This is a genomic window from Blastomonas natatoria, assembly GCF_003201955.1.
Lineage (GTDB): Bacteria > Pseudomonadota > Alphaproteobacteria > Sphingomonadales > Sphingomonadaceae > Blastomonas > Blastomonas natatoria.
Window position 1 is genome coordinate 182,451 of sequence record NZ_QJJM01000008.1, and the last position, 23,773, is coordinate 206,223.

At 64.0% G+C, this 23,773-nt stretch carries 20 protein-coding genes; 7 read left to right on the forward strand and 13 right to left on the reverse strand.

Translation table 11 applies throughout. The annotated features are described in order from the left end of the window. Positions 1–22: 22 nt before the first annotated feature. The 4 genes from C7451_RS11905 to C7451_RS11920 are packed head-to-tail and all read right to left on the reverse strand — an operon-like array spanning position 23 to position 2,660. Positions 23–970 carry a cell envelope biogenesis protein TolA gene (locus tag C7451_RS11905; protein WP_110299179.1) on the reverse strand — a complete coding sequence of 316 codons (948 nt, stop codon included), beginning with the start codon at positions 968–970 and terminating at the stop codon, positions 23–25. A gap of 33 nt (positions 971–1,003) precedes the next feature. Further along, positions 1,004–1,468 carry a protein TolR gene (gene tolR, locus C7451_RS11910; protein ID WP_110299180.1) on the reverse strand — a complete coding sequence of 155 codons (465 nt, stop codon included), beginning with the start codon at positions 1,466–1,468 and terminating at the stop codon, positions 1,004–1,006. Further along, entirely contained in the window at positions 1,468–2,169 is a 702-nt protein-coding gene (gene tolQ / locus C7451_RS11915) for a protein TolQ (protein ID WP_110299181.1), read from the reverse strand. Before tolQ ends, tolR begins: the two co-directional genes overlap by 1 nt. Continuing rightward, on the reverse strand, positions 2,166–2,660 hold the full coding sequence (locus tag C7451_RS11920; protein WP_110299182.1) for a YbgC/FadM family acyl-CoA thioesterase: 495 nt from the start codon (positions 2,658–2,660) through the stop codon (positions 2,166–2,168). The genes tolQ and C7451_RS11920 overlap by 4 nt, the downstream gene beginning before the upstream one ends. 154 nt (positions 2,661–2,814) lie before the next feature. Here C7451_RS11920 and C7451_RS11925 point away from each other — a divergent pair, with 154 nt between their 5' ends. The 4 genes from C7451_RS11925 to C7451_RS11935 all read left to right on the forward strand — a co-directional run bounded on the left by C7451_RS11925 (position 2,815) and on the right by C7451_RS11935 (position 6,294). After that, entirely contained in the window at positions 2,815–4,188 is a 1,374-nt protein-coding gene (locus C7451_RS11925) for a class II 3-deoxy-7-phosphoheptulonate synthase (protein ID WP_110299255.1), read from the forward strand. Beyond that, positions 4,185–4,358: a hypothetical protein gene (locus tag C7451_RS19980; RefSeq protein ID WP_167348196.1), complete on the forward strand. Its 174-nt coding sequence runs from the start codon at positions 4,185–4,187 to the stop codon at positions 4,356–4,358. The genes C7451_RS11925 and C7451_RS19980 overlap by 4 nt, the downstream gene beginning before the upstream one ends. 134 nt (positions 4,359–4,492) lie before the next feature. Next, positions 4,493–5,749, forward strand: a complete 1,257-nt coding sequence (locus tag C7451_RS11930) for a M20/M25/M40 family metallo-hydrolase (protein ID WP_110299183.1) — start codon at positions 4,493–4,495, stop codon at positions 5,747–5,749. Continuing rightward, the gene (locus C7451_RS11935; RefSeq protein ID WP_110299184.1) at positions 5,746–6,294 is read left to right on the forward strand and encodes a DUF4136 domain-containing protein; all 549 of its coding nucleotides are present in this window, start codon (positions 5,746–5,748) and stop codon (positions 6,292–6,294) included. The genes C7451_RS11930 and C7451_RS11935 overlap by 4 nt, the downstream gene beginning before the upstream one ends. Here the strand turns inward: C7451_RS11935 and C7451_RS11940 are convergent. The 3 genes from C7451_RS11940 to C7451_RS11950 are packed head-to-tail and all read right to left on the reverse strand — an operon-like array spanning position 6,291 to position 10,526. Further along, entirely contained in the window at positions 6,291–8,498 is a 2,208-nt protein-coding gene (locus C7451_RS11940; RefSeq protein ID WP_110299185.1) for a CHASE2 domain-containing protein, read from the reverse strand. The genes C7451_RS11935 and C7451_RS11940 overlap by 4 nt on opposite strands. After that, on the reverse strand, positions 8,491–9,816 hold the full coding sequence (locus tag C7451_RS11945) for a FecR domain-containing protein (RefSeq protein ID WP_110299186.1): 1,326 nt from the start codon (positions 9,814–9,816) through the stop codon (positions 8,491–8,493). Before C7451_RS11945 ends, C7451_RS11940 begins: the two co-directional genes overlap by 8 nt. Continuing rightward, the gene (locus C7451_RS11950; RefSeq protein ID WP_110299187.1) at positions 9,813–10,526 is read right to left on the reverse strand and encodes a response regulator transcription factor; all 714 of its coding nucleotides are present in this window, start codon (positions 10,524–10,526) and stop codon (positions 9,813–9,815) included. The genes C7451_RS11945 and C7451_RS11950 overlap by 4 nt, the downstream gene beginning before the upstream one ends. Before the next feature lie 189 nt (positions 10,527–10,715). On the opposite strand from C7451_RS11950, the gene amaB reads away from it, so the two are divergent. Beyond that, positions 10,716–12,218: an L-piperidine-6-carboxylate dehydrogenase gene (amaB, locus tag C7451_RS11955; protein ID WP_110299188.1), complete on the forward strand. Its 1,503-nt coding sequence runs from the start codon at positions 10,716–10,718 to the stop codon at positions 12,216–12,218. A 4-nt stretch (positions 12,219–12,222) separates the two neighbouring features. Here the strand turns inward: amaB and C7451_RS11960 are convergent, their stop codons facing one another. The 5 genes from C7451_RS11960 to C7451_RS11980 all read right to left on the reverse strand — a co-directional run bounded on the left by C7451_RS11960 (position 12,223) and on the right by C7451_RS11980 (position 17,514). Beyond that, a complete protein-coding gene (locus C7451_RS11960; protein WP_110299189.1) occupies positions 12,223–13,863 on the reverse strand; it encodes an ATP-binding protein in 1,641 nt (546 codons plus the stop codon). A 113-nt stretch (positions 13,864–13,976) separates the two neighbouring features. After that, a complete protein-coding gene (zapE, locus tag C7451_RS11965; protein ID WP_110299190.1) occupies positions 13,977–15,107 on the reverse strand; it encodes a cell division protein ZapE in 1,131 nt (376 codons plus the stop codon). Then, positions 15,104–15,586 (reverse strand): PaaI family thioesterase, encoded by a 483-nt coding sequence (locus tag C7451_RS11970; protein WP_244181848.1) that lies wholly within the window; start codon positions 15,584–15,586, stop codon positions 15,104–15,106. Before C7451_RS11970 ends, zapE begins: the two co-directional genes overlap by 4 nt. Positions 15,587–15,628: 42 nt before the next feature. Further along, entirely contained in the window at positions 15,629–16,411 is a 783-nt protein-coding gene (locus C7451_RS11975; protein ID WP_023837976.1) for a succinate dehydrogenase iron-sulfur subunit, read from the reverse strand. 95 nt (positions 16,412–16,506) lie between these two features. Beyond that, positions 16,507–17,514 (reverse strand): D-alanine--D-alanine ligase family protein, encoded by a 1,008-nt coding sequence (locus C7451_RS11980; protein WP_110299191.1) that lies wholly within the window; start codon positions 17,512–17,514, stop codon positions 16,507–16,509. A 156-nt stretch (positions 17,515–17,670) separates the two neighbouring features. Here C7451_RS11980 and C7451_RS11985 point away from each other — a divergent pair, with 156 nt between their 5' ends. Continuing rightward, positions 17,671–19,134, forward strand: a complete 1,464-nt coding sequence (locus C7451_RS11985) for a hypothetical protein (protein WP_110299192.1) — start codon at positions 17,671–17,673, stop codon at positions 19,132–19,134. An 82-nt stretch (positions 19,135–19,216) separates the two neighbouring features. Here C7451_RS11985 and C7451_RS11990 read toward each other — a convergent pair whose 3' ends face one another. Next, positions 19,217–21,943 carry an Rne/Rng family ribonuclease gene (locus C7451_RS11990; protein ID WP_167398521.1) on the reverse strand — a complete coding sequence of 909 codons (2,727 nt, stop codon included), beginning with the start codon at positions 21,941–21,943 and terminating at the stop codon, positions 19,217–19,219. A gap of 544 nt (positions 21,944–22,487) precedes the next feature. Between C7451_RS11990 and C7451_RS11995 the strand changes: the two genes are divergently transcribed. Next, on the forward strand, positions 22,488–23,747 hold the full coding sequence (locus C7451_RS11995) for an N-acetylmuramoyl-L-alanine amidase (RefSeq protein ID WP_110299194.1): 1,260 nt from the start codon (positions 22,488–22,490) through the stop codon (positions 23,745–23,747). Positions 23,748–23,773 lie beyond the last annotated feature (26 nt).

The window sequence follows — 23,773 nt, forward strand, 5'->3', positions numbered from 1 at the left end:
AGGGGTTAGGAATTCGCATAGCTTACAATCCCAGATAGAAGGTTGGCTCGATGGTCTGCCATTCCGCATAATATTGCGCGGGGAACTTGAACGGGGCGGCGCGGCGCACGGCGGCGATGGCGCGTTCCTTGTGCAGCGCTTCCTGCGCACGGTTGCTGGCATTGACCCCGGTGGTGGTGGCCTGAGGGGTGCCGACGATATTGCCGCTTTCATCGAGCTTCACGACGACCCGCGTGCGCAAGAGTTCCGCGTCAGCACCGGTCGGCGGCACCCAGTGCGGCTTGACCTGGCGCAGCAGTTCGCGCTGCAACGAGGCGACGACCGCCGGGCCGATCGTGGCAGCAGGCGGCGTCTGCGCGCGGCTGGTCGAGGGCTTGTCGGTGACCCCTTCCAGAAAATCCTTGCCGATACGCGGCGCGCGCGCGGCCGCGTTGGGGCTGGCCTTGGCGGGCGACGAGGTGGAGGGCTTTGCCGCCGGCGTTGTCTTGGGACGATCCGGGCGACGACGCTCGGACGTGTCGGCGGGCGGTTTGGGCTTGGGCTTTTCGGCGGCCTTGGGCTGCGGCTTGGCGGGTGGCGGCGGGGTGCTGCGCGCGGGCTTGGGCACCGGCGCGGGGCGCGGCTTTTCCGCCGCCCTGGGCTTGGGCGGGGAGGGGCGCTCGATCGCCTTGGCCGCGGGCGGCTCGGGCCGCTTGACCGGGGGTGGAGGCGCAGGCTCGGGCTCGCTGGCCTCAGCAGGCGCGGCTTTCTCGACCTGCGGCGCGATCTCCGGCGCGGTCGCGGTTGCCGCCTCGACATTGGGCGTGGGGGATTCGGACTTCAGCCCGACCTCGTCGGTCAGCTGAACCTCGATCGGCTTGACCGGCATCTTCAGTTCGCTGCGGCTGGCGATACCCAGCGACAGCGCGGCGAACAGCGCGACATGGCCGACCACCGCTACCGAAAGCCCAAGACGCTCGCTCTTCTCCATTCCTGTGCTCGTCAGCCTTTCGTCTTCAACCGGTTATGGACGGTCGGATGAACCGGTGGTGACCAGAGATACGCGGTTGAGGCCGGCACGGTTCAACTCGCCCATCACCAGCATGACCTTACCATAGTCGAGCGAGCGGTCGGCGCGCAGCATCACCTGCGGCGCATCGCCATTGTCCTCGCCGCGCTGCTTGCGCAGAGCCTCGAGCTGAGCGGGCAGATCGTCCATGCTGACCTGGGCGTCATCGATGAACGCCTGTCCCTCGGCATCGAGCGAGATCTGCACCGGCTCCTTTTCCTGTTCCAGCGCATTGGCGCGGCTGTCGGGCAGGTCGATCGGCACGCCCGCGACCAGCAGCGGCGCGGTGACCATGAAGATGATCAGCAGCACCAGCATCACATCAACAAACGGCGTGACGTTGATTTCCGCCATCGGCGCACGCGATCCGCCGCGCCGCCGCCCGCCACCGCCGCCCGAAGGTCCAACCGACATGCCCATCAGAAGCTGTCCTTTTCCAGCTCGCGGCTGAGTTCGCCATGAAACGCATCAGAGAAGCGGAAGAGCTTGCCCTCCAGCTTGTTCAGCCGGTGCGAAAAGCGGTTATAGGCGATGACCGCCGGGATCGCGGCGAACAGGCCGATTGCCGTGGCGAACAGCGCCTCGGCAATGCCGGGCGCGACAACTGCGAGCGAGCTGTTCTGCTCTGCCGCAATTGCGGTGAAGCTGCGCATGATGCCCCAGACCGTGCCGAACAGGCCGACGAACGGCGCCACAGACCCCACCGTGGCGAGGAAGTTCAGCCGGTCGGACAGCGTGTCGATCTCGTGCCCCACGCTCGATTGCATCGCCGTCGCCAGCCGCTGGCGAGCGCCATCGCGGTCGGTAACGCGACCCTTGGTGGTGCGCCGCCATTCGGTGACGCCGGCGGCGAGCACGCGCGCGCTCGGCAGCTTTTCATGCCCGCGCGCCTTGTAGAATGCATCTATATCGCCCGCCTTCCAGAAATCCTGCTCGAAGGCCGCGTTATCTTTGCCGATCTTGCCGATCTTCAGACCGAAGCTGATGATGATCGTCCAGGTCCAGATGCTGGCGAGGGCCAGCCCGATCATCACCGCCTTGACGACAAGATCGGCCTCCATGAACAGCTTGAGCGGCGACAGGGTGACGGCGTCGGGGGTCAGGCCCATGGTATCGATCATAGCGGGGACGGGTCTTTCTGGTCGGTATCAAGGATAGTGGTGAACGCCTCCACCCAAGCGCGCGGCTGGCGGATGGGACGCCCTTCGGGATTGATGAAGGCAGCGGTAACTTCTGCCTCCAGCAGTGTCTCGAACGATTCGACGACAGATTGGCTGCGCCGGATGACTCGTTGATGAATGATGCACGCCGCAGCGCGCAGCCGTGTGACCTGGCTCATCACGATCAGCGCATCGTCCATTTTCGCCGGGCGGACGAACTTGAGCGCCATGTCGGCGACCGCATAGACACCACTGCCGGTTTCGAACGTGCTGCGCTGGTCGATGCCGAGGCAGCTCAGCATGTCCGATCGCGCGCGCTCCAGATAGCGCAGATAGTTGGCGTGATAGACGATGCCGGAAAAATCGGTGTCCTCGAAATAGACGCGCAGCGCGAAATAGTGCGTGCGCCCCTCGAACCTGCCGCTGAACGGGATGATGTCGGGCGGAACCATGGCCAACCGCTTAGAGTCTTTGCGACATCAAAGGCAAGGCTTGGCGGCCCGCATTGGAACATTAATGCCGATTGCCTGCTGCATTTTGCCCCCGACATTGCTATGGGGCTCGGCCCGGCTTATCCTGCCGGATTGATTTCTTGGAGTGAATGACGTGGCAGTGAAGTGGACACCTGATAGCTGGCGGACCCAAGAGGCGCGGCATATCCCGGCGTATCGCGATGCTGCTGCGCTGGCGGAAGCCGAAGCCACGCTGAAGAATTATCCGCCGCTGGTATTTGCAGGCGAAGCACGCAGCCTGGAAAAGGAACTCGCGCGCGTCGCTGCGGGAGAGGCCTTCCTGCTGCAGGGCGGCGATTGCGCCGAGAGCTTCGCCGAGTTCCACCCGAACAACATCCGCGATACTTTCCGCGTGCTGCTGATGATGGCGGTGGTGATGACCTTCGCCTCGAAGCGCCCGGTGGTGAAGCTCGGCCGCATGGCGGGCCAGTTCGCAAAGCCGCGCTCGGCCCCCACGGAGAAGCAGGGCGATGTCGAGCTGCCCAGCTATTTCGGCGACAATATCAACGGAATCGAGTTCGACCCCGCCGTGCGCGAGCCGGATCCATCGCGCATGGTCCGCGCCTATTCGCAGAGTGCGGCGACGCTCAACCTGCTGCGCGCCTTTGCCAGCGGCGGCTACGCCAGCCTGCAGCAGGTGCAGCAGTGGATGCACGATTTCATGGGCCGCAGCCCCTGGGCCGATCGCTATGCCGAGACAGCAGACCGGATCAGCGAGGCGATGGACTTCATGCGCGCCTGCGGCATCAGCACCGATACCGTGCCGCAGTTGCAGGGCACCAGCTTTTACACCAGCCACGAGGCGCTGCTGCTGCCGTTCGAGGAAGCGATGACGCGGCGCGATTCGCTGACCGGCGACTGGTATGACACCAGCGCGCATTTCCTGTGGATCGGCGACCGCACCCGCTTCGAAGGCTCTGCGCATGTCGAGTTCCTGCGCGGCATCGGCAACCCGATCGGCATCAAGTGCGGGCCTAGCCTGAGCACCGACGCGCTGCTGAACATGCTCGACACGCTGAACCCCATGCGCATTCCGGGCCGGATGACGCTGATCAGCCGTTTCGGGCACGACAAGGTCGAGGCGGGCTTGGCTCCGCTGGTCCGCGCAGTGAAGAAGGAAGGCCATCCGGTCATCTGGTCGTGCGACCCGATGCACGGCAATGTCGTGAAGTCCGAAAGCGGCTTCAAGACGCGGCCGTTCGAGCGGATCATGGCCGAACTGCGCGGCTTCTTCGCCGTGCACCGCGCCGAGGGCACGCATGCCGGCGGCATCCATATCGAGATGACCGGGCAGAATGTCACCGAATGCACCGGCGGCGCAATCGCGATCACCGACGAGGCCCTGGGCGACCGCTATCACACGCATTGCGACCCGCGCCTCAACGCGGCGCAGTCGCTGGAAGTCGCCTTCGAGGTGGCCGAGATGCTCAATGCGGAAGTCTCTGCCTCGGCGCGCAAGGCAGCATGAGCGAGCGGCGGGTCATCGTCCAGAAGGAGGTCGTGCGCAATGGCGTCGGCTTCGGCAGCGCGCTCGCCATCGCGATCAGCTATACCGCGCACAAGTCGGTGCTCTGGGCGATCATCCACGGCTTTTTCTCGTGGTTCTATGTGGTCTATTTCCTGCTGACACGGGATTAGACCTATCTGTTCCCCTCCCTGGCCAGGGAGGGGCAAGGGGTGGGTCGTCTGCACCAGCGGTGCATCTGGAAGCTTCATCCACCCCCAGACCCTCCCATGAAGGGAGGGGCGCAAGATAAATAAAAGGGGAACGCATGACCATCCGCCGTTTTGTTGCCACGCTTGCGTTGAGCGCCACTCTCCTCGCACCCGCGATCGCGCAGGATGCCGGCGCCGCCAAGACCGCGCTGGCGGGCGATTATGATCGGATCGTCAAGGAACTGATCACCATCACCGAAATCCCCGCGCCGCCATTCGGCGAACAGGCGCGTGCGGCATATTTCCTCCAGCAGTTCAAGGCTCTGGGTCTGACGGAGGCGACCATCGATGCCGAGGGCAATGTCACCGGCATAAGGCGTGGTACGGCCCCGGCTGGCGGCCCGCTGGTCGCGATCACTGCACATCTCGACACCGTCTTTCCCAAGGGCACCGATGTGACAGTGCGGCGGGAAGGCAATACGCTGAACGCCCCCGGTGTCGGCGACGATACGGTCGGGCTGACCGGACTGCTCGCCTGGATCCGCGCGATGAACGCCGCCAAGGTGCAGACGAAGCATGACATATTGTTCGTTGCGACCGTGGGTGAGGAAGGGCCGGGTGACCTGCGCGGCGTGCGCCACCTGTTCACCAGGAACGGCTACAAGGACCGGATCGCCGCGTTCGTCTCGGTCGACGGATCGGACCCCTCGCGCATCGTCAACCAGGCGGTCGGCTCGAAGCGTTACAATGTCGCGTTCACCGGCCCCGGCGGACACAGCTATGGCGCGTTCGGGATCGTCAACCCGATGGTCGCGATGGCCGATACCGTCCGCCGTCTGTACGAGACCGATGTGCCGGCCAATCCGCGCACCAGCTATGCCGCCAGTGTCGTCTCGGGCGGTACTTCGGTCAATTCGATACCCGACCGCATAGAATTGCAGGTCGATATGCGCTCGCCCGACCCGAAGGCGCTGGACCGGCTTGAAAAGCGCTTCCTGCAGATCGTCGACGAAGCGGTCACGGCCGAAAATTACGCGCGATCGACCAATGTGGGTATGGTAGCAGCAGAAAAGACCCGGATCGGCGATCGCCCCGCAGGCGGCACGGCGGACACGCACCCGCTCGTCGTCACCAGCCGCAGGGTGCTGGCCGAGCACGGATTTGAAACGCAGCTCCAGGCTTCGTCGACCGACGCCAACATCCCGATGAGTCTCGGCATCCCGGCCATCACGATCGGCAGCGGTGGCGGCAGTGGCCGGGCGCATTCGGTCGACGAATATGTCAATATAGAGCGCAATGCCTTCATCGGCGGGCTCTCCTCGGGGCTGGCGCTGGTCATTGCGATCGCCAATCTGGACTGGCCCTCCAGGTGATTCGCGCTGCTGTTCTTGCAGCGGCGGTCATCGTGCTGGCAGGCTGTGCCGCACCTGTCGTGACGCGGGTGGATGCCGTGGGGCCGCTGGCACTGCCCCGCAACGCCAGCTTTGCAGTGGCGCCGGTGCCCGATGATGCTTCGATACTGAACGGTCAGGCGCGCGATATGGTGGCCGCCGCCCTGCGTCAGCGCGGCTGGCGTCAGACCGGGATCGAGAACGCCGATTATGTGCTGGCGGTCACGCTGGCGGACCGCCCGGCCACTATCGCGCTCAAGTCAGGCAACGATGAGGGCACGACAGCGGAAATTCTGGCCCCGGCGGCCGACCGCAGAACCAGTCGCGGCTGTGCCGAGCGCGATCATCGTCTCGTCTTCACCCTGACCGACCGTCCGTCCGGCAGCATGGCCTTTTCCAGTGCAGCATCGGAATTCCACTGCAAGGCGGGGCTGAACGACAGCCTTCCGCACCTGGTGACGGCCGCAGTCGAGGGGCTGGATGCCGGTAGCGGCCGGGTCGCACTGTCCCGCAAGGGGCTGCGCTAGACAGGCCCGGCGACTGGCAGGACGATAGTGAACTGCGCTCCACCTTCGGCGCTGTTCGCGACTGCAATCCTGCCCCCATGCCGATCGATGACAGCCGCGACATAGTTCAGCCCCAACCCGACACCCTTGACAGCCTGGCCGGCGCCGTCGCTGGTAAAGCGTTCGAACACATGCGGCAGGATCGCAGGGTCGATTCCCTTGCCCTGATCGGTTATGACGAGATGCACCGTCTCGCCTTTGCCGTCGATGCGAACCGATACCTCGCCTGCGTCAGGGCTGTATTTGACGGCATTGTCGATCAGGTTGACGAAGGCGCGGAAGAGACTTTCGCGTTCTGCGGCGACAAAGGCGCAGTCGCTGTCGTCGCAAATGGTGATCTGCACGCCGCGCTGCTGGGCGATCGGCCACAGGCTGTCGGCAGCCTCGCTGGCCAGGTCCGACGCGATGACCGGTTCGGGATTGAAGGGGCGCTCCTGCATGCGTGCGAGATCGACGAAATTGTCTGCCAGGGTGAGCGTCTGCCGCGCGTGGCGCGCAATCCGTGCACGGTCGATGTCTGGCTGCGGCTGCGCGAGCAGGGCTAGGATGGCCGCCTGCGGCGCGCGCATGTCGTGCGACAGCAACTGCAGCACGCGTTCGCGTTCGCGTCGCGCACGTGCAATGGGGCTGATGTCGGTCAGATAGTCGATCTGTCCGCGAGGGCTGGAATCGGCGCTGATGATGGCTGCACGTCTCAACACGAAGACCCGGTCATCGCGTGCTTCAAACTCGATATGGCCCTGACCAATATTACCGAGATAGGCCGTCAGCGGTGACCGGGCCTGCGGCTCGGCAATATCGAGCAGAGCCTCTGCCGCGTCGAGGCCGGTGAGCGCTCGGCCAAAGGTGCGCTCTGCAGCGGCGTTGGTCAGGACGATGCGCCCGCTGAGATCGCTGACCAGGGCTGGATCGGGCAGGCCCGCCAGGGCATCGCCGACCTGGCGCTTCAGGTCGCGGAGCTGGTCGATCGCACCGGCCAGCTGCCGGGCCTGCCGGGTCACATGGTCGCTGTCCAGTGCGTCCTGCCGGGCCAGCAACGGCGCGGCTTCCTGTTCCAGATGGGCCAGTTCGTCTGCCATGAAATCACTGGTCGCCTGCAGCCTGCGCCAGCCCCACAAGGGATAGGCCAGAGCCAGGCCAAGCAGTGCCGGGCCAGGGGCGACCCACCATTGGACGGCCAGCGCCGCGATACTGAGCCCGAGCACGGCGAGCATGAGGCCGACGGCGATCAGGCTTGCGGCACGCGGCCTGATCCACCAGAATGCGCCCATCAGCAGCCAGGTCGGAGCGAGGCCGAACAGTATGCTTGCAAGCGGTGAGGGTTCGCGAACCCAGCCGTCCTGCAGCTGGGCGTTCAGCACATTGGCATTGATCTCTACCCCGGGCATGGTGCCGCCTTCGGCAACCGGCACCGGATAGCGGTCGCCCAGGCCCTGTGCGGTCATGCCGATCAGCACGCGGCGGCCCTCGATCAGCGCGGCAGGCACTTCCCCGCGCAATACGCTCGCAAAGGATATCGTGGCGAAACTCTCCTGCGCTGCGAAGCGCAAGCGCATGGGCGTTCCGCAATCTGCCTGACCTTCGGCGCCGATCGCCATGAGATGCGCAAGAGGCTGGGCCTTGCGATCCGGGTGGAAGCACAGCGCGGCAGACCGAACGGTCCCATCGCTGTCGATCCGGGTATTCGCATGACCGATGCGTGAGCTTGCCCGGGCGAGCAGCGGGGCCGGATCGAGCCTTTCGAACGCCTGACCATTGCGGCCGGGGACCAGGATTTGCGCGGGCAGGGCGACCGGCGCGCCAAGACGCATCGCGGCAGCCAGTGACGCGTCATCGTCGCTGGATTCGGTCAGCAGAAGATCCAGCGTGATCGACCTGGGTCTTGCGGTAGCCAGCTGCTCGATCAGCCGAGCATGTATCGTGCGGGGCCAGGGCCAGCGCCCGATCCGCTCCAGGCTTGGCTCGTCAATCGCGACGATCAGCAGGCTGGGGTCGGCCTCGGCCGGCACGATGCGCATGGCGGCATCGTACAGCAGATTATCGGCGGGTCGGGTCCAGCCGCCCCATGTCGCGGCCAGGATGATGGCAGAGGCAAGCGCGGTGGCCCATGCCCATTCGGCGCGAAAGCGGCGTTGCAGGCTCGCCGCCCCGCTGCGTTCACTCATCAAGCGAGAAGCTTTCGAATGCGGTCCAGTCGGTTTCTGTTCCCCAGGCGCTGTGGGTCGTCGTGCCGACGCGCCACAGATATCGGCCCGGCGTGAGCGTGCTGAGGATGATCGACGAGCCGGTCAGAGCCGCTTCATCGACCAGAAACTCATTCGCCCCCTCGCGGCGAAGCTGGAACCTGTAATGCTGCGTACCTTCGCCACTGCCGACCCAGCGGAAGACATAGCCGTTGGGGCCTGCAACAGCCCCCTCGGTCGCCGTCGCCAGCCGGCGGCGAAAGGCGATCGTGCCGGGCAGGCCTTCCAGGCCAGAGCTCGCAATAGCCGTGAACCGCGCAAAATAATCGCCATCAGGCAGCCCAGGCAGCAAGAAGGCGGTCTGCGTTCCGGTGATTTCCTCAGCCACGTCGACAAAGCTGCTGTCCCGCCCGATCTGCAGCTTGTAGCCGACGGCGCCTGGAACCGGCGCGATGGTGAAGGCGACGATCGGCAGACGCTGGGCACCTGCACCCTCTGCGACCTGCGGTGCGGGCAGCAAGGGTTCGATCGCGATGGCATTGCCTCTGCCGATGACCGCGCCGAACGCTGGGCGCAACGCGGATTCGGACTGGGTCGCGGTGGAGAGGCCGATGCCTCCTTCCAGCAGCTCGGACCGTGCCGTGTCGCTCGTCGTGTCGAAATGGGTCCGGAAATCGGTGCCGCGCACGGCAGAGACGGCGATCGGATTGCGCAGACGAAAGCGATCATCCGGGTTGCGGAACGGTGTGACCCGGCTGCGGACCGACCCGCTCTCGAGCATCAGGTCATAGTCTATGCTGTCGGTGATCAGGAACCGCCGCAGCCGACCGATCCTGAGGGAGCTGTTGGAAGGAAGGGTGATGACCGAGCCGTCGGTAAGCGCCAGCGACAATGAAGAGGCGGGCCCCGTACTGACCCGGGCGCCTTCACCGAGGGTCTGCCCCATCGCCACCGGCCGAGGCGGCGTGCCGCCGGACATGGCAAGCGCCTGGCCGCGATAGGCCGCCACGGTGGCGCTCGCCGCGCGCGATTTCAAGAGGCGGATGGGCAGCGCCAGGCGGCGGGCAATCGCAAGCTTGTATGGGTCTGCCACCCGGTTAAGCCGCTGCACTTCCTTCCAGTCGGTTTCGCGAAGCATGTAATCGCGCGCAAGCTGGATCAGCGTATCGCCCTTGCGCACGGTGTAGATCACCGTGTCATCGTCGCGCACCTCGGCCCTGACCGGATCGGCCATCGCAACCGCCGCACCCATGAGAGCCAGCAATATCAGCCAGAAAGGCGGCGCATAACGCAAAGTCATTCGGTGGCAGCAGGGTCCTTGGCCGGATCAATCGTTTCCAAGCGATAGCCATAGCCGAAAACCGTGAAAATGCGAAAGCCGTTCTCGGGCTTCAGGCTGAGCTTCGACCGGACGCGCGAAATGTGCATGTCGAGCGTCCGCGTCGCCAGGTCGGCACTGGTGCGCCAGATCGTTTCCATGATGTACGCGCGTGACAAGGTGCGATCGCGATTGCGGAACAGCAGATCGGCCAGTTCGAACTCCTTGGCGGTCAGCACGATATCGGCACCATTGTGACGGATCGTCTGAGCCATGCGATCGAGCCGGTAATTCCCGTATTCGGCAATCTTGTCCATCGAGGAACTGCCATTGGATCGCCGCAGCACGGCAGCGATGCGCGCGGCGATGACCTCCTCGTCCTCCGGCTTGCAGATATAGTCGTCCGCACCCGCGTTGAGCGCGTCGGTCACATCGCGCTTGGCCGTGCGCGCGGTCAGCATGACGACGGGCGGCGGATTGTCGATCGTGCTCTGCATCCACTGCAGCACTTCAAAACCGGACTTGCCAGGCATGTTCCAGTCCAGCATGACAAGATCGAATGTGTCACGCAGCAAGGCTGCCGATAACCTCTCACCGTCTGCAAACTTGGCGCTCACATGCCCCAGGCTTGTGACAACGTTTTCAAGAAAGGCTAGACTGTCTCCGTCATCGTCCGCGATTGCGATGCGCATTGGCTCCCCCGACGTACGGCCCGGTTGAATTTACATATTGTTAAGTACGCCAAATGCCTGTTTTTGCGTTGTTTGGCGAGTCCCCAGTATACGTTTTTACATAGCTTTACACGCATCCTAGGTCCGACCGGTCAAACTTGATGCCCAATAGGTCAAAATTAACTGCTGTAACGACTATTTGAGGAAAAGATGAATCCCAGCAAAAATGATGTCGATCGTGTTCTGTCCATTTTCGGATTAAATATTCCGGAGGGCAGGAATCTCATATCTAGTCCCGTCGATGGTATGGACATTGGAGGGTTCAATTCTGCAGGACTGCCTGACGTTGCAGATATTGCCCAGCGGTCGCAATCGGCATTTGCACAATGGCGGATTATTCCAGCCCCCCGTCGCGGCGAGCTGGTTCGCCGGTTCGGCGAGGCGCTGCGGTCGCGCAAGACCGAGCTCGGACTGCTGGTGACGCTCGACTGCGGCAAGCCGCTGTCCGAAGGGCTGGGTGAGGTGCAGGAGATGATCGATATCTGCGACTTTGCCGTCGGACTTTCCCGCCAGCTCCACGGCCTGACCATTGCCAGCGAGCGGCCCGGGCACCGGATGAGCGAAACCTGGCATCCGCTGGGACCGGTCGCCATCATCACCGCGTTCAATTTCCCGGTTGCGGTCTGGGCATGGAACGCCGCGCTGGCACTTGTCTGCGGGAACAGCGTTGTGTGGAAGCCATCGGAAAAGACACCGCTTACGGCCTTGGCCGTGCAGGCGCTTTTCGATCGGGTGGCGCGAGATTTTGGTCCGGATGCCCCTCGGGATCTGGCGCAGCTCGTGCTGGGCGATGCGACCACCGGCGCAGCACTTGTCGACGATCCCAGAATGGCGCTGATCTCCGCCACGGGCAGCACCGCCATGGGGCGGACGGTAGGCCAGGCAGCCGCGAAGCGCTTCGCCCGCAGCCTGCTTGAACTGGGGGGCAACAACGCCACGATCGTGGCCCCTAGCGCGGACATGGAGCTGGCGCTTACCGGTTGCGCGTTCGGTTTCATGGGAACCACGGGCCAGCGCTGCACGTCGCTGCGGCGGCTGCTGGTGCACCGTTCGGTCTTTGACAGCTTCGTACCCAGGATCATCTCCGCCGCAGCAAGGCTGCCGATCGGTGACCCGCGCGATCCTGCCAATCTGGCAGGTCCGCTGATCGATGGGGCCGCCTATGCCGCAATGCGCGATGCGCTGGCGGATGCACGGGCCCTGGGGGCGACGATCCATGGCGGCGAACGCATCGCGGGGCCGGGCCAGGGGGTCTATGTCCGCCCTGCGGTGGTCGAGATGCCGGCGCAGACCGGGCCGATGCTGCGCGAGACCTTTGCACCCATTGTCTATTGCCTGCGCTATGATGAACTGGACGAGGCGATCGCACTCAACAATGCGGCGGCGCAGGGGCTCTCCTCGTCGATCTTCACCAACGATCTTCGCGAGGCCGAAGCCTTTGTCGCGGCGGCAGGCAGCGATTGCGGCATCGCCAATGTCAACATCGGCACATCCGGCGCAGAGATCGGCGGCGCATTCGGCGGCGAAAAGGAAACCGGCGGCGGTCGCGAGTCCGGATCGGACAGCTGGAGGGCCTATATGCGGCGCCAGACCAGCACGGTGAACTATTCGCGTGCGCTGCCGCTGGCGCAAGGCGTCCGGTTCGAGCTGTAACCGCTCAGTTCAGCGATGGCCCGAGGGCGTCGATGATCTTCCTGGCGAGATCATCGACGCTGTACGGCTTGACCAGCAGCACCACATCGTTGTCGATCACGCCGTTGTGCAGGATGGCGTTGCGGGTGTAGCCCGTGGTGTACAGCACCTTCAGGTCCGGGCGGATCTCCCGCAAGCGTTCGGCAAGCTGCCTGCCGTTCATGCCCGGCATGACCACATCGGTGAACAGCAGGTCGATGGCCAGTCCGGCCTCGATCAGCTGCAACGCTTCGAACGGGCTGTCGACATCGTGAACGATGAAGCCAAGCTCGGTCAGGCTGGCCCGCGCCATCGCGCGCACTCCGTCGTCATCCTCGACGACCAGCACGGTCAGGTTCTGCGGGGGCACGAAACGCAAGGTCGTGTCCGGATCGACTGCATCGCGGCCCTCGCGCACAGTCGCGCGCGGCAGATAGAGCTTGACCGTGGTGCCCTTGCCCTCTTCCGAATAGAGGTTCAGATGCCCGCCCGACTGCTTGAGAAAGCCGTAAACCTGGCTCAACCCCAGACCGGTGCCCTTGCCGACATCCTTGGTGGTGAAGAAGGGGTCTAGCGCACGAGCCTGCACCTCCGGGGACATGCCAATTCCGGTGTCGCTGATCGCGATCTGGACATAGTCGCCAGGGGTCAGATCGTCTTGCTGGCCGCAATAGCTCTCGTCCAATGCGATGTTGCCGGTTTCGATCATCAAGTGTCCGCCATCGGGCATGGCATCGCGGGCATTGACCGCCAGATTGATGATCGCGGTTTCCAGCTGTGTCTGGTCGGCATGGCACGGCCAGACTGCAGGGTCGAGATGAAGGCCGACGATAACCTGCTCGCCGAGGCTTCGCTCGAGCAGGGCATGCACCGATCCGACGAGCGCATTCACATCCAGTCTGCGAGGGTCCAGCGGTTGCTTGCGGGCATAAGCCAGCAGCCTGTGGGTCAGCGCTGCAGCGCGATCCGCGGCGTTGGCCGCATTGTCGATATGACTGACGATCCTGGCGTCCGACTGCGCTCCCATGCGGCGTTTGGCGAGATCCAGCGAACCAGTGATGATCGCCAGCATGTTGTTGAAGTCATGCGCGATACCGCCGGTAAGATGGCCGATGGCGTCCATCTTTTCCGCCTGGTGCAAGCGTGCCTCGGCGACCTGGCGCTCTGCCACCTGCTGCTCGAGTTGCCTGGTGCGCTCGGCCACCTGGCTGTCCAGATCGGCATTCAACCGCGCCAGTTCCTCGACCACTGACAGGCGGTCTTCATGTGCGCGGAACACGCTTTCGATGATCAGCGCGATCATCAGGCTGGTGAGCAGGAAAAAGGTGGTGGGCAGCCAGTCCATGTCGTGCGGGCGTGCGATGGCGACTCTGGGCATGATCAGGATTTCCAGCGCAATGGCCCCCAGGGCTGTCGTGAGCATGGCGGGCCAGAATCCGGCGAAAAAGGCAGCAATGACGATACCGCCGAACAAGGTGATGAAGGGCGTGCCGGTCAGATAGGGATCGAGGACCAGTCGCCCCCCAACGCCAAGAACACAGGCACCCAGCGCAATAGCGATCCGCGCGACCGGTGAATTGCGCGTCCGGCGCGCCCATCCGGTTGCGATGGCCAGTCGTTTCAGCATGGATTGGTGTCCGTTCGGAAAACGTCATCCTGATAAACACGTTAGCCTGCCACACGCAAACTTATGTTGGGATTGCATGGCGTTGCGGGAATTCATCCCGACACGGTAGCAGTTTAATCTTCCGCCGAGCGGGAACCGTGCCCTAGCGCCAGATAGCTGTCCGACTGCATCTCCATCAGCCGCGAGATCGTGCGGTCGAATTCGAACCGGCCATCGCCACTCGCGTAAAGCTCCGCCGGTTCGGCGTCGGCAGCGGCGATGAGCTTGACCTTCATCTCGTACAGCGCGTCGATCAGGGTGACGAAGCGCGCCGCCTCGTTGCGGTTTTCCGGCCCCAGCCTCGGGATGCCGACCAGGAACACCGTATGATAGCGCCGGGCAATGGCAAGATAATCGGGTGCACCACGCGCCTCGCCGCACAGCTTCTTGAACGAGAAGACCGCGACGCCCTTCAAGGACTTGGGCACATGGATCGTCCGCCCGCCGCTGATCGGCACATCGGCGCTCGGCACATGCGCCGCATCATCCGGCGAGTAATCGGTCATGCGGAAGAACGCGGCCCGCAGCGCAGCGGTCGCCTCCGGACCGTTCGGCACATGCCAGGTGCTGGTGCCGGACAGGCGCTCGAGCCGGTAATCGACCGGGCCGTTGAGCGAGAGCACATCGAGCCGCTGCTTGATCAGCGCGATGAAGGGGAGGAAATGCTCGCGATTGAGGCCGTCCTTGTACAGGTCGTCGGGCGGTCGGTTGGACGTGGTGACGATGGTGACACCGGCCTCGATGATCGCGGTGAACAGCCGCGACATGATCATCGCGTCGGCGCTGTTGTTGACCACCATCTCGTCGAACGCGATGAGCCGGTAATTGTCGCTGAACTGGCGCGCGACCGGCGGGATCGGGTCACCCTGCATCTTGTCGCGCTCGACCCGAAGCCGGGCGTGAATGTCCTGCATGAACTCGTGGAAATGGACCCGGATCTTGCGGTGGATGTCGACCGATTCGTAGAACAGGTCCATCAGCATCGACTTGCCGCGCCCCACCCCGCCAAACATGTACAGGCCGCGCACCGGATCGGGCTTTGGCTCGCGCGCCATCAGCCGCCAGAGCAGCGATCCGCGGGGCGGGACGGCCTCCAGCGCATCCTGCATCGCCTGCAACCGCACGGCTGCCGCTCGCTGATCCTCGTCGGGCCGCAATTCGCCCGCGCTGACCAATCTGTCATAGCGGGCAAGCGTGCAGGTCAATTGCGTTGCTCGCGCGGGGCAGGGGTCTTGCGGATGGTGCCGGTAAATGCGCAGACGGTCTCGCCTGCTTGCACCACCAGCCCGCGCAGGAACATCAGCCGTCCGGTTTCGCGGATGACTTCCACCTCGGCATCGAGCGGCAGGCCGACCTTGCCGGCGCCGACAAAATGGCTGTTCAGATCCAGAGTCACGCCGGGGCCGTGACGCAGCGCGCCATGGAGCCGCGCGCAGACGAACAGCGCGATATCGACCTGGGTCAGGATCGCGCCGCCATGCACGTTATTGGCAAGGTTGCCCTGCAGGTGCCCAGGCTCGGTCCGCACCACGACGATGCCGTCATCGCGCTTCATCACCCACATGGGCCCGAGCGTGCTGTTGTAGCGGTTCTGTTCACGCAGTGCCCAGCGCATCCAGCCCGGACGGTCAGGGTCCGGGCCGAACGCGAAATCATCGGGCATGTCGAGAGCGGTTGCGTCCACCTCTGCGGGGGTATCGAACGGGTCTGTCAGCTAACGGGCCGATCAGACGTGCCGTTCGACCTCCATTTTCTTGATTTCGGCAATGGCACGCGCCGGGTTCAGGCCCTTGGGGCAGACATTGGCGCAGTTCATGATGGTGTGGCAGCGATAGAGGCGGAACGGATCTTCCAGCTCATCGAGTCGCTCGCCAGTCATCTCGTCGCGACTGTCGGCCAGCCAGCGATAGGCCTGCAGCAGGATGGCGGGACCGAGGAACTTGTCCGAATTCCACCAATAGCTGGGGCAGCTGGTCGAGCAGCAGGCACAAAGGATGCACTCGTACAGCCCGTCGAGCTTGGCGCGATCCTCGGGCGACTGCAGCCGCTCCTTGCCCGAAGGCACCGGCGTCACCGTCTGCAGCCAGGGGCGGATCGAGGCATATTGCGCGTAGAAATGGCTGAAATCTGGGACCAGGTCCTTGATAACGTCCATGTGCGGCAGCGGGGTGATGCGCACCTCGCCCTTGCAATCCTCGATCGCGGTAGTGCAGGCCAGTCCATTGCGGCCGTTGATGTTCATCGAACACGATCCGCAGATGCCTTCGCGGCACGAACGGCGGAAGGTCAGCGTCGAATCCTGTTCCGACTTCATCTTGATCAGCGCGTCGAGCACCATCGGCCCGCAATCGTCCAGATCGATGTCGAACGTGTCATAGCGGGGATTCTCGCCGCTGTCGGGATCGTAGCGATAAACCTTGAAACGTTTCAGCCGCCCACCAGTCTTCGCGCTGAACGCCTGGCCCTTGCCAGTGATCTTGCTGTTCGCCGGGAGCGTAAACGTAGCCATGGAAAATCCCTCGTCCTTCAATGCGTCCGGAGCCTAGATAGTCATTTTGGCGCCGAGGCTCAATTGCATATGGCGCCCTTAAGCGAAAAGGATTTTCAATCCATCAACCCGTGGCTGCGCAGGCTCTCCGCGACGATCGTCTCGATCAGCTGTTCCTGGGTCCAGCCGGCGCGGACGGCGGAGCGGCCGAAGACCTTCTGGCTCCACAGGTTGCAGTTGAGATTGACCTCGAGGAAGTTGAGCTCGCCCTTTTCCTCGTCCAGGCGGAATTCGTAGCGTCCGTAATCGAAGGGCACGAATTCCTGCGCCAGATTGGCGGTGTGCGCGGCGATCTCGGCCTCGAACGGCGAGCCTTCGAAATCGACCAGCTCGTACTTGCTGGCGCGTTCGACCAGATCACGCTTTTCCCAGTAGGTGCGCAGATGCGTGGGGTCAGCCTGTTCGAACAGCATCATCGGCAGGGTCAGCGGACGGCCGTGCATCGTCACCACCGGCACTTCGACATCGCTGCCGGTCAGGAACGGCTCGACAATCGCGTCATGGCCTTCCTCGTGGATGGCGGCGACGGCGTCCTTCACAGCCGCCCAGTCGCCAGCGTCGCGCACGCCCCAGCTTGCGGATGAGGCATTGGGCTTGATCACCATGCGCTCGGCCATCGGGCAGAATTTCTCGTCGACCGGGCCGCCCTTGCGATAGATCGCCCAGTCTGCGGTCGGAATGCCGCGCGCGCGCGCAACGAGCTTGGAGAGATGCTTGTCGTCCGAAAGGCCACGCAGGATCGGGCTGCCGCCGAGATAGGGCAGGCCCTTGCGGTTGCACAGCAGCGGGACGAGCATCTCGGAATTGACGAAGCCGCCGCGGTTCAGGAGCGAGAAAACGAAATCCACCTCGGGCGGGTCGAACAGCATCGCGTACTGGTTGCCCACCACAAGATTGTCGAAAAGGCCCTCGAGGATCGTGCGGACCTCATTGTGGTAGACGGCATGGTTGCCATCTTCGGGGTGCAGCGATCCGTCCCCCAGCGCGTGCTTTGCAAGGAACAGTACTTTCAACGTTGCGCGGGTCTTGGCATCGATGGTCTGCGGGGCAGGATATTGGGTCACGGCAGAGCGTACTTTCGTTGGTGTCCGTAGCGGCAATGGTCCGCAGGGGCATTCGGGCTAAATGACGGGTCGAGGCCAAAGCAGCTTGCCATTATGGCCAGCAACCCTATAGGCGCGCCCTTATCCGCTTCGGGGGCGCAGCGAAAGAAAAGTTTGATGCAACAGGATTTGCACAAGGCCGTCAGCCACCTTCTCACCCTGGGTGGAGACGAGCGCATCGTCCCTGCACACGAGGACGGCACGAACAAATATTTCAGCTCTCCGTTTCCGCGCCATACGGTGACATATGCGTCGTCGACGGCCAATGACATTTCGCAGCCCGCGTTCAGCCATCTTTGCCAGTTCGTCGCTGATCACGAGATGACGCCGGACATGCCCGGAACCGATTATGCCGGCCATCTGTCGGTGCTTCGCTCCCGCATCGCATCGGCCTATGGGTTGCCGCAGGGTACCGAGATCGCGTTTTCCGCCTCGGGCACAGACCTGGAATATATTGCGCTGCATGCTTTTTCCGGACGAGCGCCCAACGGCATCCACAACGTGCTGCTGGGTGCAGATGAGGTGGGCAGCGGCTGCATCCTCAGCGCTGCGGGCCAGTATTTTGCCGCGCAGACCGCGCTGAGCCTGCCGACCGCCAAGGCCCAGCCCGTTCCCGGCTTGTCGCCGGTATCGCTGTCCGAGATATCGGTACGCAACGGATTCGGGGAAGCGTTCGATAGCGCGGTCATCGTTGCTGCCATGCGCAGCGAGATCGAGCGCGCCTTGCTGGCGGGCAAATTTCCGCTGCTGCATGTGGTGCACGGCTCCAAGACCGGTCTCATCCTGCCGCATCTCGACGATATCGATGCGCTGATCACGCAATATGGCGATTCGGTCGGGTTTGTCGTCGATGCCTGCCAGGCACGGATCACTAGCCCGGCCATCGGTGCCTATCTGATGCGCGGTGCCGTCGTGCTGCTGACCGGTTCCAAGTTCATGGGTGGTCCGCCCTTTTCCGGCTTTGCGCTGGTGCCGCGCGCGACAGCGCAGCGCATCGCGCCGCTCGGTGAAGGGATGGCGACGATCTTCCGCCGCGCCGAGCTTCCCGAAAGCTGGGCCAGCGATGTGTCCCTGCCCGACAGTGGCAATGCCGGGCTGACACTGCGGCTGGCTGCGGCGCTGTTCGAGCTTGAGCGTTTCCAGGCGCTCGATTTCCATACGATCGCTCGGGTCGTCGAGCAGTTCCGCACCGCATCACTGGCGCTGGTCGATCGCATCGGCGGGACGCGCGTGACGCCTTATCCCTTTGCCGATCGCGAGTCCGCTGGCGCCCATCCGATCGAGATGCGCACGCTGACCACCGTGGACCTCAGTGGGGAGGGGCGCGCGATCGATTTCGATGGAGCGACCGCGATCCAGCTCAAGATGATGCAATCGGGCGTGCGGCTGGGCCAGCCGGTCAAATGCGCCCGCTTCCAGGGACCGGATATGGCCGGAAAGGTGCGCGGCACGCTGCGCATCGGCATCTCGATGCCACAGATGGTGGCGCTGGCGGGCATGGGGGATGCAGCCGAAGCACAGCTCGATGCTGACATGGCCGTGATCGGTGACGCGTTCGAGGCGGCGATCGCTGCCGGTTGAGCCTGGCAGCTCGGACCAAGACGAAAAAGGGGTGCCCGGCCGGTCTGGCGGGGCACCCCTTTTTGTTGCGACTTGAGACCCTTTAGTTGCCGAAAGTGCGCTGCCACCAGCCGCGACGCGGCGGTTCGGTGCTTTCGGCGGGTGCTTCGGCGGCCTTGGCCGTGTCGGCTGCGGCAGCTTCTGCCACGGGTTCGGCTGCAGGTTCCGCTGCTACCGTATCGGTCGCTTCGGCCTTGGGTGCAGCCTTTTTGCGCGGCGCGCGCTTGGCCTTGGGCTTGGCCGCAGGCTCGGCCTCTGCAGCAGGCTCCACTTCGGAAGCGGGCGCTTCTGCGGGGGCCTCGCCCTCCGCTTCGGCAACCGGCTTTTTTGCCCGCGAAGCCCGCTTGCGCTTGGGTTTTTCGGCCACCGGCTCGGCTTCGGGCTCTGCCGCGGTTTCGGCAGGCGCGGCGGCTTCCTCGCTCACCGGCTCGGTTGGAGCTTCCGCCGGTGCTTCGTCACCAGCGGTTTCGGCGCCGTCTTCACCAGCCTCGCCATTCTTGCGATTGCGTCCGCCACGGCGACCGCGACGCGCACGCTTCGGCTTGGCCTCGCCGCCATCTTCGGCAGCCTCGACGGCTTCGCTCGCCTCGACCTCGACCTCGACCGGAGCGTCGGCGTCTGCCGCTGCGTCCGGCTCCTCGAACTGAACACCGGTTTCTGCTTCGGACTCGCTGCCGATTTCGCCCTGCGTCACGTCACCGTCGCGCCGTCCGCGCTTGCCGCGGCGGCGACGTCGACGTTTGGCTCGGCCGCCTCCTTCGCCTTCCTCGCTGCTGCGCTGCTCGGCTGGGCGTTCGCTCCGCTCACCGCGCTCGCCACGATTTCCGCGACCACCGCGCTTTTCGGTGACTTCTTCCTCTTCCTCGATCTCGTCGATGTCGTCTTCGATATCGTCATCGTCTTCATCGATGATCGGCTGGAAGGTGACGACCTTTTCTGGACGCGGGCCGCTGGCGGTCACTTCCATCTTCGCGCCTTCATTCTCCCCATTGGGCAGAATCTCGATGCGCACGCCGAACCGCTCCTCGATCTCGGCAATGTCGCGGCGCTTGTTGTTGAGGACGTAGATCGATGCTTCCTGGCTGGTGCGCAGCGTGATGATGCTGCCATGGCCGCGCGCGGCCTCTTCCTCCAGCAGGCGCAGTGCCGAGAGACCCGCCGACGATGCGGTGCGGACCAGACCGGTGCCGTCGCAATGCGGGCAGGTGCGGGTCGATGCCTCGAGCACGCCGGTGCGCAGGCGCTGGCGGCTCATCTCCATCAGGCCGAAGCCCGAGATGCGGCCGACCTGGATGCGCGCCCGGTCGCTCTTCAGCGCATCGCGCATGGCCTTCTCGACCTTGCGGATGTTCGAGCCATATTCCATGTCGATGAAATCGATGACGACCAGGCCCGCCATGTCGCGCAGGCGCAGCTGCCGGGCGATCTCGCGCGCCGCTTCCAGATTGGTGTTGAGTGCCGTCGCCTCGATACCGTGCTCCTTGGTGGAGCGGCCGGAATTGATGTCGATCGACACCAGGGCCTCGGTCGGGTTGATGACCAGATAGCCGCCCGATTTCAGCTGCACGACCGGCTCGTACATCGCCGAAAGCTGATCCTCGGTGCCATAGCGCTGGAACAGCGGTACCGGGTCCGAATAGCTCTTCACCCGGCGCGCATGGCTGGGCATCAGCAGCTTCATGAAATCCTTGGCAGCGCGATAGCCCGCCTCGCCCTCGACCAGCACTTCCTCGATGTCGCGATTGTAGATGTCGCGGATCGCGCGCTTGATGAGGTCGCTGTCCGAATGGATGATCGCCGGGGCCGAAGCCTTGAGCGTCTTTTCGCGGATTTCGTCCCACAGCCGTGCGAGATAGTCGAAGTCGCGCTTGATCTCGGGCTTGGTGCGCGAAAGGCCGGCGGTGCGCACGATGCAGCCCATGGTCGCGGGAAGCTTCATCTCGGCTATGATCGACTTGAGGCGCTTGCGGTCGGACGCGTTGCTGATCTTGCGGCTGATGCCGCCACCATGCGCGCTGTTGGGCATGAGCACGCAATAGCGACCCGCGAGCGACAGATAGGTGGTCAGCGCCGCACCCTTGTTGCCGCGCTCTTCCTTGACGACCTGCACCAGCATCACCTGACGACGCTGGATCACGTCCTGGATCTTGTAGCGGCGACGCAGGGCCATGCGGTTGGTGCGCGCCTCGTCGCTGGCCTTGGCCTTGCCGCCCCTGCCATCGCGGCGGCGACGCCGGCCATTGCCGCGGCCGTTGCCGCTGGATTCGCGCGATTCCTCGGCTTCGCCGTCGCTCTCGCTGTCTTCGCTGTCGGGATCGCCTTCGCTGTCGCCGGAAAGGGTTTCCGCAACGATCGGTTCGTCGTCGGCCTCGATCAGCCCGTCTTCGGACAGACCGTCATCATAGCTGCCTTCCTCACCGCCACGACCAGCGGCATCATCCGCCTCTTCTTCTGCGGCCAGCGCATCGGCTTCTTCCTTGGCGTGCCGCGCTTCTTCGGCCAGCAGCGCCAGCTTGTCCTCGCGAGGGATCTGGTAGTAATCGGGATGGATTTCCGAAAAGGCGAGGAAGCCGTGCCGGTTACCGCCGTAATCGACGAAAGCAGCCTGCAGCGAGGGTTCTACCCTGGTAACCTTGGCGAGATAGATATTGCCCTTGATCTGCTTGTGTTCGGCAGATTCAAAGTCGAATTCCTCAATCCGGTTTCCCTTGAGCACCGCCACCCGGGTTTCTTCCTGGTGGCGCGCATCGATCAACATGCGCGTTGTCATTCAATATTCTCCGTGCGCGCGCACCGGGCGGAACCGGCCGGGTCGCAGCGCTTCTGTCTGTTATGGCGCTGCCGCTCCCGATAATGGGGGCGGTGCGCAAACGGGTTTTTTCGATAAGGATTGTGTCTGCTGAACGGGTTTGCAGGGCGTCAAGCGCACTGGCCGCGTCGCTTTTCCGCAGCCAACCGCCCGGAAGCGGGGTGGCGGAAAAGGCGGTATTCAAACCCATAAAGCGTCAACCTGGTGATACAGCATTCCCGGCAGATTGCGCCGAAATGCTGTCAGTGAGTGCGGGCGATGGCTGGTAAAGCCCATGAGCCGCAAAGCTTTGCTAGCATCGCTGACGCAATACAGCAACAAAAAGCTCAATCGGCACTTTCGTCTGCCGTTACTGCAGATAGCGGGCGCGCAATGCCGTTTCCATTGCGGTCCGCGCTCTTCCGATTCATGCTGAAATTCCTGTTAACCAGGTCGTTTCACAGGGTTTTTCCCGCTTAACCCTAATCCTGCCTTCATCAAGTGATCAGGCAGGAATCCGGGAATCATGAAAATGCACTGGACCGGACATTCGCGCCGGGGGCATAACATGGCCATGCTCTGGCTCTCCTCCATCTGCGCGTCGATGGCATGCGCCGCGCCCGTCCACGCGGGGGAGGTTTCCAATGTGGAGATCCGCGCCAATCAGGTGGTGCTGCATTTCAACGACGCCATCGAGGGTGCCAGCAGCTTTGTCCTTAGCGGACCGGACCGCATCGCGATCGATATCAAGGGGGCCACCGCGCGGTCCGATGCGCTGGTCCAGCAGGGCCTGTTCCGCACGGTGCGCATGGCACAATTCGATAGCGATACCGCGCGTATCGTGCTGGATCTCGATCGCCCGGCGATGGTCAGCGGAGGCTCTTTCTCTGAGGACGGCCGCAGTCTCACCCTGTCGGTCAAGGAACTGGGATCGTCGGAACTGACCGGTGTGCTGAGCGCGCCGCGCCAGTCCTTCGTGCCGCCCGCCGGATTTCGCGCAGAGCCGCCACCGCGCCGGTACAGCGTTCGCATTCCGCTGCCCAAGCCCAGCAAGGCGCCGCCACTGCCCAGGATCGAGGGGCCCAAGGATGACGGCCGACCGCTGGTGGTCATCGATGCCGGGCATGGCGGGCATGATCCCGGTGCGATCAGCCCGCACGACGGCACCCGCGAGAGCAAGGTCACGTTGCAGATCGCCCGCGCCATCCGCGACGAACTGCTCAAGACCGGCCGGGTGCGCGTGGCGCTGACCCGCGACAGCGACACCTTCCTCGTGCTTCAGGAACGCTATGGGATTGCGCGACGTCTGGGCGCGGACCTGTTCATCTCGGTCCATGCCGATGCCGCCGCGTCGCAGACGGCGCGGGGGGCGACCATCTACACGCTGTCCGAGGTCGCCTCTGACCGCGAGGCGGCCCGGCTGGCTGCGCGCGAGAACAAGGCGGACATATTGAACGGCGTGAACCTTGCCGATGCGCCCTCCGACGTATCGTCGATCCTGATCGATCTTACCCAGCGCGAGACGATGAACCTGTCCGCCGACTTTGCCCGCCTGCTGCGGCGCGAGGGCGATGCAAAGATGAACTTTCGCACCGACTCCCATCGCTTTGCCTCGCTGATGGTGCTCAAGGCGCCTGACGTGCCCTCGGTGCTGCTGGAAACCGGCTATGTCAGCAACGCCGATGACATCGCGCTGCTCAACTCCGCCAGCTATCGCAAGCGCATCGGGGAATCGGTGAGCCAGGCGGTCACCGTGTTCTTCGCACGCAAGCTTGCGTCCCGCTAGAGCAGCCTCAGGCCGAGGCGCGCCAT

What these genes read in the sequence shown, in the direction of transcription:
- C7451_RS11905 (WP_110299179.1), bottom strand. Translation starts at nt 970, where the DNA reads ATGGAGAAGAGCGAGCGTCTTGGGCTTTCGGTAGCGGTGGTCGGCCAT.
- tolR (WP_110299180.1), bottom strand. Translation starts at nt 1,468, where the DNA reads ATGGGCATGTCGGTTGGACCTTCGGGCGGCGGTGGCGGGCGGCGGCGC.
- tolQ (WP_110299181.1), bottom strand. Translation starts at nt 2,169, where the DNA reads ATGATCGATACCATGGGCCTGACCCCCGACGCCGTCACCCTGTCGCCG.
- C7451_RS11920 (WP_110299182.1), bottom strand. Translation starts at nt 2,660, where the DNA reads ATGGTTCCGCCCGACATCATCCCGTTCAGCGGCAGGTTCGAGGGGCGC.
- C7451_RS19980 (WP_167348196.1), top strand. Translation starts at nt 4,185, where the DNA reads ATGAGCGAGCGGCGGGTCATCGTCCAGAAGGAGGTCGTGCGCAATGGC.
- C7451_RS11930 (WP_110299183.1), top strand. Translation starts at nt 4,493, where the DNA reads ATGACCATCCGCCGTTTTGTTGCCACGCTTGCGTTGAGCGCCACTCTC.
- C7451_RS11940 (WP_110299185.1), bottom strand. Translation starts at nt 8,498, where the DNA reads ATGAGTGAACGCAGCGGGGCGGCGAGCCTGCAACGCCGCTTTCGCGCC.
- C7451_RS11945 (WP_110299186.1), bottom strand. Translation starts at nt 9,816, where the DNA reads ATGACTTTGCGTTATGCGCCGCCTTTCTGGCTGATATTGCTGGCTCTC.
- C7451_RS11950 (WP_110299187.1), bottom strand. Translation starts at nt 10,526, where the DNA reads ATGCGCATCGCAATCGCGGACGATGACGGAGACAGTCTAGCCTTTCTT.
- amaB (WP_110299188.1), top strand. Translation starts at nt 10,716, where the DNA reads ATGAATCCCAGCAAAAATGATGTCGATCGTGTTCTGTCCATTTTCGGA.
- C7451_RS11960 (WP_110299189.1), bottom strand. Translation starts at nt 13,863, where the DNA reads ATGCTGAAACGACTGGCCATCGCAACCGGATGGGCGCGCCGGACGCGC.
- C7451_RS11975 (WP_023837976.1), bottom strand. Translation starts at nt 16,411, where the DNA reads ATGGCTACGTTTACGCTCCCGGCGAACAGCAAGATCACTGGCAAGGGC.
- C7451_RS11985 (WP_110299192.1), top strand. Translation starts at nt 17,671, where the DNA reads ATGCAACAGGATTTGCACAAGGCCGTCAGCCACCTTCTCACCCTGGGT.
- C7451_RS11990 (WP_167398521.1), bottom strand. Translation starts at nt 21,943, where the DNA reads ATGACAACGCGCATGTTGATCGATGCGCGCCACCAGGAAGAAACCCGG.
- C7451_RS11995 (WP_110299194.1), top strand. Translation starts at nt 22,488, where the DNA reads ATGAAAATGCACTGGACCGGACATTCGCGCCGGGGGCATAACATGGCC.